At 67.6% G+C, this 9,714-nt stretch carries 8 protein-coding genes; 6 read left to right on the top strand and 2 right to left on the bottom strand.

The genetic code is table 11. The features are described 5' to 3' along the window. Window positions 1–15: 15 nt before the first annotated feature. Window positions 16–1,170, top strand: a complete 1,155-nt coding sequence (locus tag A9973_RS12210) for a class I SAM-dependent methyltransferase (RefSeq protein WP_255469134.1) — start codon at window positions 16–18, stop codon at window positions 1,168–1,170. Window positions 1,171–1,202: 32 nt separating this feature from the next. Here A9973_RS12210 and A9973_RS12205 read toward each other — a convergent pair whose 3' ends face one another. Both A9973_RS12205 and A9973_RS12200 read right to left on the bottom strand, forming a co-directional pair. Beyond that, a complete protein-coding gene (locus A9973_RS12205) occupies window positions 1,203–2,297 on the bottom strand; it encodes a CCA tRNA nucleotidyltransferase (RefSeq protein WP_183014037.1) in 1,095 nt (364 codons plus the stop codon). Further along, the gene (locus tag A9973_RS12200; RefSeq protein ID WP_183014036.1) at window positions 2,294–4,423 is read right to left on the bottom strand and encodes a lytic transglycosylase domain-containing protein; all 2,130 of its coding nucleotides are present in this window, start codon (window positions 4,421–4,423) and stop codon (window positions 2,294–2,296) included. Before A9973_RS12200 ends, A9973_RS12205 begins: the two co-directional genes overlap by 4 nt. A 114-nt stretch (window positions 4,424–4,537) precedes the next feature. On the opposite strand from A9973_RS12200, the gene A9973_RS12195 reads away from it, so the two are divergent. The 5 genes from A9973_RS12195 to A9973_RS12175 all read left to right on the top strand — a co-directional run bounded on the left by A9973_RS12195 (window position 4,538) and on the right by A9973_RS12175 (window position 9,634). After that, on the top strand, window positions 4,538–5,212 hold the full coding sequence (locus A9973_RS12195; protein ID WP_183014035.1) for a 5-formyltetrahydrofolate cyclo-ligase: 675 nt from the start codon (window positions 4,538–4,540) through the stop codon (window positions 5,210–5,212). Window positions 5,213–5,455: 243 nt separating this feature from the next. Further along, window positions 5,456–6,886: a circularly permuted type 2 ATP-grasp protein gene (locus tag A9973_RS12190; RefSeq protein WP_183014034.1), complete on the top strand. Its 1,431-nt coding sequence runs from the start codon at window positions 5,456–5,458 to the stop codon at window positions 6,884–6,886. A gap of 2 nt (window positions 6,887–6,888) precedes the next feature. Then, window positions 6,889–7,899: an alpha-E domain-containing protein gene (locus A9973_RS12185; RefSeq protein ID WP_183014033.1), complete on the top strand. Its 1,011-nt coding sequence runs from the start codon at window positions 6,889–6,891 to the stop codon at window positions 7,897–7,899. Window positions 7,900–7,912: 13 nt separating this feature from the next. Beyond that, window positions 7,913–8,716 (top strand): transglutaminase family protein, encoded by an 804-nt coding sequence (locus A9973_RS12180; protein WP_183014032.1) that lies wholly within the window; start codon window positions 7,913–7,915, stop codon window positions 8,714–8,716. Window positions 8,717–8,770: 54 nt separating this feature from the next. Beyond that, window positions 8,771–9,634: a proteasome-type protease gene (locus tag A9973_RS12175; protein WP_183014031.1), complete on the top strand. Its 864-nt coding sequence runs from the start codon at window positions 8,771–8,773 to the stop codon at window positions 9,632–9,634. The last annotated feature ends 80 nt before the right edge of the window (window positions 9,635–9,714 follow it).

Below are 9,714 nucleotides of genomic sequence, written 5' to 3'. Positions count from 1 at the left end.
CGCCAACCCCCCCCCCTGTCCGCCGCCGCCCAGGAACACAGCGATGCCGCCGCGGCACACCTGCGCGCCGCGATCGCGGCCAACGGCGGCTGGCTGCCGTTCGACCACTGGATGGCGGAAGCACTGTATGCGCCCGGCCTGGGCTATTACGCCGCCGGCAACGTCAAGCTGGCCGATGGGGACGACGACGCCAAGACGCCCGCCGGCGACTTCGTCACCGCGCCGCAACTGACGCCGTTGTTCGCCCGCACGATCGCCCGCCAGGCGGCCCAGGTGCTGGCCCAGACGCAGACGCAGGCCGTGCTGGAATTCGGCGCGGGCACGGGCGCGCTGGCCGAAGGCGTGCTGCGCGAGCTGGACACGATGGGGTTGGACCAGACGCGATACCTGATCCTCGAAGTGTCCGCCGACCTGCGCGCCCGCCAGGCGGCGCGGCTGGCGCCGTTCGGCGACCGCGTGCAATGGCTGGACGCGCTGCCCCATGCGTTCGCCGGCTGCGTGCTGGCCAACGAAGTGCTGGACGCGATGCCCGTATCGCTGTTCTCGTGGGATGCCGCCGGCGCCGTGCAGGAACGCGGCGTGGCGCTGGATGCGAATGGCGGCTTCGTCTGGGAAGACCGCCCTGCCCCGCCTGCCCTGGCTTCGGCCGTTGCCGCGCGCATGCCGGCGCTGCCCGGCTACGTGTCGGAAATCAATCTGCAAGGCGAGGCCTGGATCGCCGCAATGGGCAGTTGGCTGGAACGCGGCGCGGCGCTGCTGGTGGACTACGGTTTTCCGCGCAGCGAGTACTACCATCCGCAGCGTGCGGGCGGCACGCTCATGTGCCACTTGCGGCACCACGCGCATGGCGATCCCTTCACGGCCCCGGGCCTGCAGGACATCACCGCGCATGTGGATTTCACCGCCATGGCCGACGCGGCGCTGGACGCCGGACTGCAGGTGCTGGGCTACACGTCGCAGGCCCGCTTCCTGATGAACGCCGGGCTGATGGACTTGCTGGCGCAACTGGACCCGTCGAATGCGCAGCAGTACGCGCAAGCCGTAGCGCCCGTTCAGAAGCTGTTGTCGGAAGCCGAAATGGGCGAACTCTTCAAGGTGCTGGCTGTCGGCAGGGGGATCACTGCGCCGCTGGCCGGGTTCTCGCGCGGCGACAGGCTGGGCAAGCTGTAGCCTCGCGGCTTTGCGGGGCCAGGCAGCCGGTTTCAGCCCGCCCGCAGCCGATCCAGCCGCGCCTGGCGCACGCTGTCCTTGATGCGGGCCGGATCGCCCGCGCAGACCTTGGCAATCGCCCCCGCATCCACACCGCGCACGGCGTCCGCGCGCGCCTGCCACGCCGCCATGTCCACGGGCTGCAGCACTGAAGCCGTCTTCAAGAGATCGAAGAACCGCTCGGGCTTGCGCAGCGCGTCCGCGCGTTCCATCAGCGCCAGCTGCGCGTCCGGACCGCCTGCTTCAGCCGCATCCAGACCCGCCAGCACCTCGGGCAGCAAGCGCGCGTAGTCGTTGCATTCGGTGGGCACGCGCATGCGCCGGCCAAGGGCCTCGCGTTCGGGCGTCAGCCGGCACAGCAAGGCGTAACACCCCGCCAGCGACAACGACAACGCCGCGGCGCGATCCACATCGGCGCCGACTTCGTCCACCCCTTGCAGTTCGGGCATCACCCGAGCCAGCGCGCCGGAATCCTGCAGCACGCCAAGCATGCGCGACGGCTTCTTCGCCATCAACCCGCGCGACAGTTCTTTCCAGACCCGTTCGGCCACCAGCGCGTCGGCCTCGCCGGCCTCGACCATGCGCCGGCACAGCGCCAGCGTTTCGGGCGCCACGGTGAAATCGTCGAAGCGCGCCGCGAACCGGCCCAGCCGCAAGATGCGCACCGGGTCTTCCTGGAACGCTTCGCCCACGTGGCGGAACACGCGTGCGCGCACGTCGGCCTCGCCGCCCAGGGGGTCGACGCGTTGGCCGTCCTGCGTCTGGGCGATTGCGTTGACGGTAAGGTCGCGGCGGCGCAGGTCTTCTTCCAGCGTCACGTCGGCGCCGGTATAGAACGTGAACCCCTTGTAGCCGCGGCCGGACTTGCGTTCGGTGCGCGCCAGCGCGTATTCCTCTTTGGTGCGCGGGTGCAGGAACACCGGAAAATCGCCGCCGACCGGGATGAAACCGCGGCGGACCATGTCTTCCGGCGTGGCGCCGACCACCACCCAGTCGTGGTCGCCCGGCGGCAGGCCAAGCAGCGCATCGCGCACCGCCCCGCCCACGATATAGACCTGCAAGCCGTCGATGGCCGGATCCCGCGTCATGGGACCGATGTGCTCTCGGCGCCCAGCGGCACGATGTTGCCCAACCGTTCCTTCAGCGACTGCGATTGCCCGCTGAACATCGCCGCGTAATAAACGGAGTTGGACATCACGTTCTTCACGTAGGTCCGCGTTTCGTTGAACGGGATGGTCTCGGCGAAGATGGCGCCTTCGACCGGATGCGTGAACGTCGAACGCCAGTTGTGCGGCCGGCGCGGACCCGCGTTATAACCCGCGCTGGCCAGCATCTGCGACCCGTTCAGGTCGCGCAGCACCATGTTCAGGTAGTTGGTGCCCAGCACCGTGTTGGTGTCGAAGTCGTTGACGCTGGACGGGGTGAAATCGGTCATGCCGATCTTGCCCGCGACCCATTTGGCGGTGGCCGGCATCAACTGCATCAGGCCGGACGCGCCCACGTGCGAACGCGCGTCCATGATGAAGCGCGATTCCTGGCGGATCAGGCCGTAGACCCAGGCCGGGTCCAGCGCGATGGCGTTGGCCTTCGCGGTGACGCGGCCTTCGAACGGCGCGATGAAGCGCTGGCTGAAATCGAATTCCTTTTCCGTGCGGTCGGACGTATTGACCACGCGGTCGTAGATGTTTTCGGCGCGGGCCAGTTCCGCGGCGGCGATCAGTTGGCGGTCGCTCATGCCGCGCAACGTGAAGTTCCATTCGGGCACGGCTTCGCCGCGCCAGCCCAGGCGGAACAGCTGCACGGCGCGCTGCAGACCGGGGTTGGCGCGGGCCTCGGCGATTTCGCGGTCGCTGACGGGCGCCGGACGAGGGGGCACGTCGATGCGGCGGCCCAGTTCCTCGGCGGACAACTGGCCGTAGAAATCGAAGCGGTCGGCAATGCCGGCGTACAGGGCGTTGGCCTGGTCCTTGCGGCCGGTGGCGGCCAGGCCGCGCGCTTTCCAGTACACCCACGACGTGTCGTTGCGCTGCGACGCGGGCATCTCGTCGATGGATTCGATGACCCACTTCCAATCGATCTTCGCTTGGCGCAACGCGGCGCGCACCTTCCAGCCGGCGTTGTATTCCGTCATGCGGATGTGGCCGGCTTCGTGGTACCAGTCGTCGGCGCGGCTATCCAGCTTCAAGGCGGCCATCAGCGCGTACTGCCCGCGAACCCAGGCCAGGTTCGGCTTGGACATGGACTTGGCCCATTCGCGGCGCAAGTAGGAATCGGCCACGCTGACGTCCGAACGCGCCAGACGGGCCAGCGCGATAGTCACCAGTTCTTTCTCGTTGCGGCCCACCGGCATGCGGTCCTGCCGCGTCAGCCACTTCATCGGGTCCTTCATCAGGACGTCGTAGGTCTTGATGTCGCGCGCCTCGAACATGTACTGGACGAGCTTGCGCGCATCCGTCGTCTTGTCAGCTTCGATGGCGTCGCGCAGCTGCGGCTCGAGTTGTTCCCAGCCAAGGATGCCGTCGGCCACCAACTGGTCGTACAGCGCCCAGCAGGCGCTGCCGGGCGCGAACACCGCCGTGGCCTGCGCCGCCGTGGCGCGCTGACCGGTCATGTGCTTGGCGTCCAGGACGGCGCATTCGATCTGGGCGTTGCTGTTCTTCACGGGCGCCAGTTTGCGCACGGTTTCGAAATCGCCGCTGCGGGCCGCGGCCAGCAGCCAGTCGCCGCGCAGGCGGTCGGCCAGATAGGCGTCGCCGTTGCTGCTGATGAAACGTTGCAGGTCGGCGGTGGGCCGGCCGGTGGCGGGCGGGGTCCAGAGCTGATAGCGCAGCAGCCAATACTCCGGGTACATGCCCAGGGTGTCGGACTTGGCCTGCGGCACCATCGCACCCAGCACGGACCACTGCTTGCGGTTCATGGCTTCGCGCGCGGCGACCACGGCGGCCAAGGCCGGCGTGTCGGCCGTGGGCGGCAAGCCCGCCAGTACGGCGGGCGGCACCGCGATGATCGGTTGCGCCGCCTGAACGGCGGGCTGCGGCTGCGGATTGACGGCGGCGCTGCGCTGTTGCGCATCGACCGGGGCACAGGCGGCGGTGAACAGGGCCAGCAAAGGCAGCCAGCGGCGCAGGCCGGAGCGGGGGTCCGGCGCGACGGCGCCGCGCGGGGATTTCAAGCCGGTTTTCTGATACCGTCGGACTTGCAGAAGCTGTGTCATGCCGTGTCCCTCATTTGCCGTCATACACCGGCCCTGTACGCCGGCATGCCGACCACCCGCATGCCCGATTCCAGCATGTTCGCCTTCATTGTCCACCCCCATCACAGCCACTGCATGACTACGCAAAATACTCCAGAGGATACCGCAGTCCAGCACCGCACGCGATTGCGGAAACTGCGTGCCGAAATGCCCGAAGACCAGCGCAGCCGGGGCGGTCTGCTGATGCGTGCGCGCCTGTTCACCTGGCTGAACGTGGCGCGCGACGAAGCGGCCCGCGCCGGCCGTCCGGCGCCCGCCACCGTCGCCGCTTTCTGGCCCATGGCGGACGAGCCCGACCTGCGCCCGCTGCTGTCGCAATGGGTGGAGAACGGCGTGGCCGTGGCGCTGCCCGTGGTGCGCGAACGCAACACCCCGCTGGCGTTCCTGCCCTGGACGCCCGACGCCGAACTGCGCGCCGGCCCGTACGGCATCCAGGAACCGGTGGCAGGCGCCGACGTGCTGCCCGACGTCGTCCTGGTGCCGACGCTCGGTTACACGGAGCACGGCGACCGCCTGGGTTACGGCGCCGGTTACTACGACCGCACCTTGGCGGCGTTGCGCGAACGGGGCCACCCCTTCATCACGATCGGCATCGCCTGGAGCTGCGGCGAGCTGGATGCCGACTATGTGCCGGCCGCCCACGACTTCCCGTTGGACGCCGTGCTGACCCAGGACGGCTGGGTGCCGCATGCGCCGCTGGAACAGGGCGGCGCCGGCGGCACGACGCTGCACACGTTCCGGATGAACTGAGGCACCACGGTGGCCCGGCCGCGCGCACCAATATGGTGCATAACGGGCGCGGGCGCATTACGCGGGGCGGGGGATGGCGTTTCGGCGCCCTTGGGAGGATATTGTGCCCAAGGCCGCCGCTTGCCCGAAAAGCTGGCACGGGGGTTGCTTATTCTTTAGGACCGGCCACGCATCGGCCGGGTAATGACCGTGTGCAAGGCCGCCGCCTGCCGGCTGGCCGCAGCACCCAGCATCGGAGGAGCCATGAAGGACAGATCATCCCGTCCAGCCGCTTTTGACGAAATGCGCGACAGCGCCAGCGGCGTCCGCTCCCAATACCAGGCCTTCGAGCGCTGGCACCAAGAGCAATCGGCCGAAGCCATGGCCGTGCGAAGGCTCGAAGCCGACCTGAGTTTCCGCCGCGTCGGCATCACCTTTTCGGTCGCCGGCGACGCCGCCGGCACTGAACGCCTGATTCCTTTCGACCTGATCCCCCGGGTCATCCCCGCCGACGAATGGCGTCACCTGGAGGCCGGCCTGAAACAGCGCGTGCGCGCGCTGAACATGTTCATCCACGACATCTATCACGGCCACGACATCGTGCGCGCCGGCATCGTGCCGGCCGAACAGGTGTTCCTGAACGCCCAGTACCGCCCCGAAATGCAGGACGTGGACGTGGCGGAAGACATCTACTGCCACATCGCCGGCGTGGACATCGTGCGCGCGGGCGCGGGCGAGTTCTACGTGCTGGAAGATAACCTGCGCGTGCCCTCCGGCGTGTCCTACATGCTTGAGAACCGCAAGATGTCGATGCGGCTGATGCCGGACGCGTTCAACCGCATCAAGGTCGAACCGGTGGCGCACTATCCCGACCTGCTGCTGGACAACCTGCGCGAAGTCGCGCCGCACGGCGGCGACGACCCCACCGTGGTGGTGCTGACGCCCGGCATGTACAACTCTGCCTATTTCGAACACGCGTTCCTGGCCCAGCAGATGGGCGTGGAACTGGTGGAAGGGCAAGACCTGTTCGTCGAGCAGAACACCGTCTACATGCGCACCACCCAGGGCCCGCGCAAGGTGGACGTGATTTACCGCCGGCTGGACGACGACTTCCTTGACCCCTTGTCGTTTCGCGCCGACTCGGCGCTGGGCGTGCCCGGGCTGCTGTCGGTGTACCGCGCTGGCCGCGTCACGCTCGCCAACGCCATCGGCACCGGCATCGCCGACGACAAGTCCACCTATCTATACGTGCCGGACATGATCCGGTTCTATCTCAGCGAAGAACCCATTCTGTCGAACGTGCCGACCTGGCGTTGCGGCCGGCCGGACGAGCTGTCCCACGTGCTGGCGAACATGCACGACCTGGTGGTGAAGGAGGTGCACGGCGCGGGCGGCTACGGCATGCTGGTGGGCCCGTCGTCCACGCGCGCCGAGGTCGACGCGTTCAAGGACCGCGTGCGCGCCAACCCCGCCAACTACATCGCGCAGCCGACGCTGGCGCTATCCACCATCCCGACCTATGTGGAATCGGGCGTCGCGCCACGGCATGTGGACCTGCGCCCCTATGTGCTGTGCGGCAAAGACATCCGCACGGTCCCCGGCGGCCTGTGCCGCGTGGCGCTGACCGAAGGTTCGCTGGTGGTCAACAGCAGCCAGGGCGGTGGCACCAAAGACACCTGGGTTCTGGAGGACTGAACATGCTGAGCCGAACCGCCGACAACCTGTTCTGGATGTGCCGCTACACCGAACGCGCCGAAAACACCGCCCGCATGCTGGACGTGAACCTGCAGATGTCGCTGCTGCCGCAAGACACGCAGACGCGCGAAGGCTCGTGGCTGGGCGTCCTGCGCATTTCCGAACTGCAGGGCCTGTACCAGAGCAAGTACGCCGCCATCTCGCCCCATGACGTGTTGCAGTACATGGTGCGCGATCCCGAGAACCCGTCGTCCATCTATTCGTGCATGCGGGCCGCCCGCGAAAACGCGCGCGCGGTACGCGGCAGCCTGACGACCGAAGTCTGGGAGACCTACAACACCACCTGGCTTGAACTGCTGAAGCATCTGCACACGGGCCTGCTGGAACGCAATCCGGGCGAATTCTTCGAATGGGTGAAGTTCCGCTCGCACCTGGCGCGCGGCGTCACCATCGGCACGATGCTGGAGGACGAAGCACTGTACTTCCTGCGCATCGGCATGCATCTGGAACGGGCGGACAACACCGCGCGCATGCTGGACGTGAAATTCCACGAACGCGGCAGCAATGCCGCGCAGAACGGGGCACAGAACGGCTCGCAGAGCGGGTCGCAGGACATGCGCGCCGAACCCACCGGCACCGCCGCGCTGCAAAGCGAGTTCTACCGCTGGTCGGCGCTGCTGAGTTCGGTGTCCGGGCTGGAGATCTACCGCAAGGTGTACCGCGACGTGATCACGCCCGACCGCGTCGCCGAGCTGCTGATCCTGCACGGCGACATGCCACGTTCGCTGCTGGCGTCGATGCGGGCGGTGGCCGACGACCTGGCGCGCGTCTCCAACCAGCGCTCGACCGAGACCGAGCGGCGCGCCGGCATGCTGTGCGCCGAACTGCAATACGGGCGCGTCGAAGACATCCTGGATAGCGGGCTGCACCAGTACCTGGACCACTTCCTGGACCGCATCAACGACCTGGGCAACCGGATCAGCCAGGACTTCCTGGTCCCGCTGTCGGCTTAACTCGGAGACAGCCATGAAACAGTTCATCACCCACGTCACCCACTACCGCTACACCGCGCCGGTCACCTACAGCATCCAGACGCTGCGCCTGACGCCGCGCGACGACGAGCATCAGCGCGTGCTGCGCTGGAACATCGACGCGCCCGGCGGGCTGGAAAAGCAGGTGGACGCCTACGGCAACATCACGCATACGCTGACCCTGAATCATCCGCATACCGACATCGAGCTGCGCGTGGTCGGGCAGGTGCAGGTCGCGCCGCTTGTGCGCGGCGTGCTGGGCGGCGAAGACAGCCGCTTGCCCGTTCACGCCTATTGCGTGCAGACGCCGCTGACGCAGGCCGACGACACGATCATGGCCTTCGTGCGCGAGGTCTTGCCCAACGGCCTGACCACGCCCGACGACATCCTGGCGCTGGCCAACGCCATCAGCGACCGGGTCGCCTACGAACCCGGCACCACCGACGTCACCACCGCGGCGAACCAGGTGCTGGTCATGGGGCATGGCGTCTGCCAGGACCATGCCCACCTGTTCCTGGCCTGCGTGCGCGGCCTGGGCGTGCCGGCCCGCTATGTCAGCGGCTACGTGTACACGACCTCGGAACACTCGGCCAGCCACGCCTGGGCCGACGTCTGGCTGTCCGACATCGGCTGGACCAGCGTCGACATCACCAACCGCCAGTTCGCCTCGGACAGCCATTGCCGGCTGGCCGTGGCGCGCGACTACGATTCGGCCTCGCCGGTGCGCGGCGTGCGCACCGGCGGCGGCGAGGAATCCATGGAGATCAACGTGCAGGTCCAGACTTCCGGGCAGCAGTAACGGCCGAACCCGCGCCGCAATACAATGCGGCGTGGTTTTTCCAAATTTTCGATCATGACCTACTGCGTAGCAGCCCGCCTCGACGCCGGCTTGGTTTTCCTGTCCGACTCCCGCACCAACGCCGGCGTCGACCAGATCAGCGTCTTCCGCAAGATGACCGTCTTCGAGCGCCCCGGCGAGCGCGTCATGGTCCTGATGTCGTCCGGCAACCTGGCGGTGAGCCAGGCCGTGCTGCATGCGCTGACCCGCCAGCACGACGAAGGCGGCGACACGATCTGGAACGCGGCCGACCTGTTCGAGGCCACCCGCTGCGTCGGCGCTGCCGTGCGCGAGGTCTATCAACGCGAAGCCCCCGCCCTGCACGAGCAAGGCGTGGACTTCAACGTCAGCATGATCTTTGGGGGGCAGATCGGCACCGAGCGCTGCCGGCTGTTCCAGATCTATTCGGCGGGCAACTTCATCGAGGCCAGCCAGGAATGCCCGTATTTCCAGATCGGCGAAGCCAAGTACGGCAAGCCCATCCTGGACCGCGTGCTGCGCCCCGATACCTCGCTGGACGAGGCCGCCAAGTGCGCGCTGATCTCGATGGACTCCACGCTGCGCTCGAACATTTCCGTGGGCCTGCCGCTGGACCTGCTGGTCTATGACACGAACGCGCTGCGCGTCACGCACTTCGCCAGCATCGACGAGAACAACGAGTACTTCCGCATGATCCGCGGCACCTGGGGCGAACGCCTGCGCCAGGTCTTCGCCGAGATCCCGGACCCGCTGTGGACCAACCCGGACGCCCCCGGTTCGCTGGTGCCGCCCAGCCGCGTCCACCAGCCGCTGCGCATCGAACCCGTGAACACGCCGCAACCCAGCTACCCCACGCCGCAAGTACTGGCGGAAGACCCGGGCAAGGACCAGGCGAATTAAGGCCGGACAGCCACGGCGCGACATTGTGGATCGTTAGCGGGATACGGACTCTGGATTCAGTCTGATAACGGCGATTCCGC

The sequence above is a fragment of the Achromobacter sp. UMC46 genome, assembly GCF_014170335.1.
Lineage (GTDB): Bacteria > Pseudomonadota > Gammaproteobacteria > Burkholderiales > Burkholderiaceae_B > Achromobacter.
Note: the sequence above shows the minus strand (reverse complement) of the source record. Positions and strands in the feature narration are given on the sequence as shown.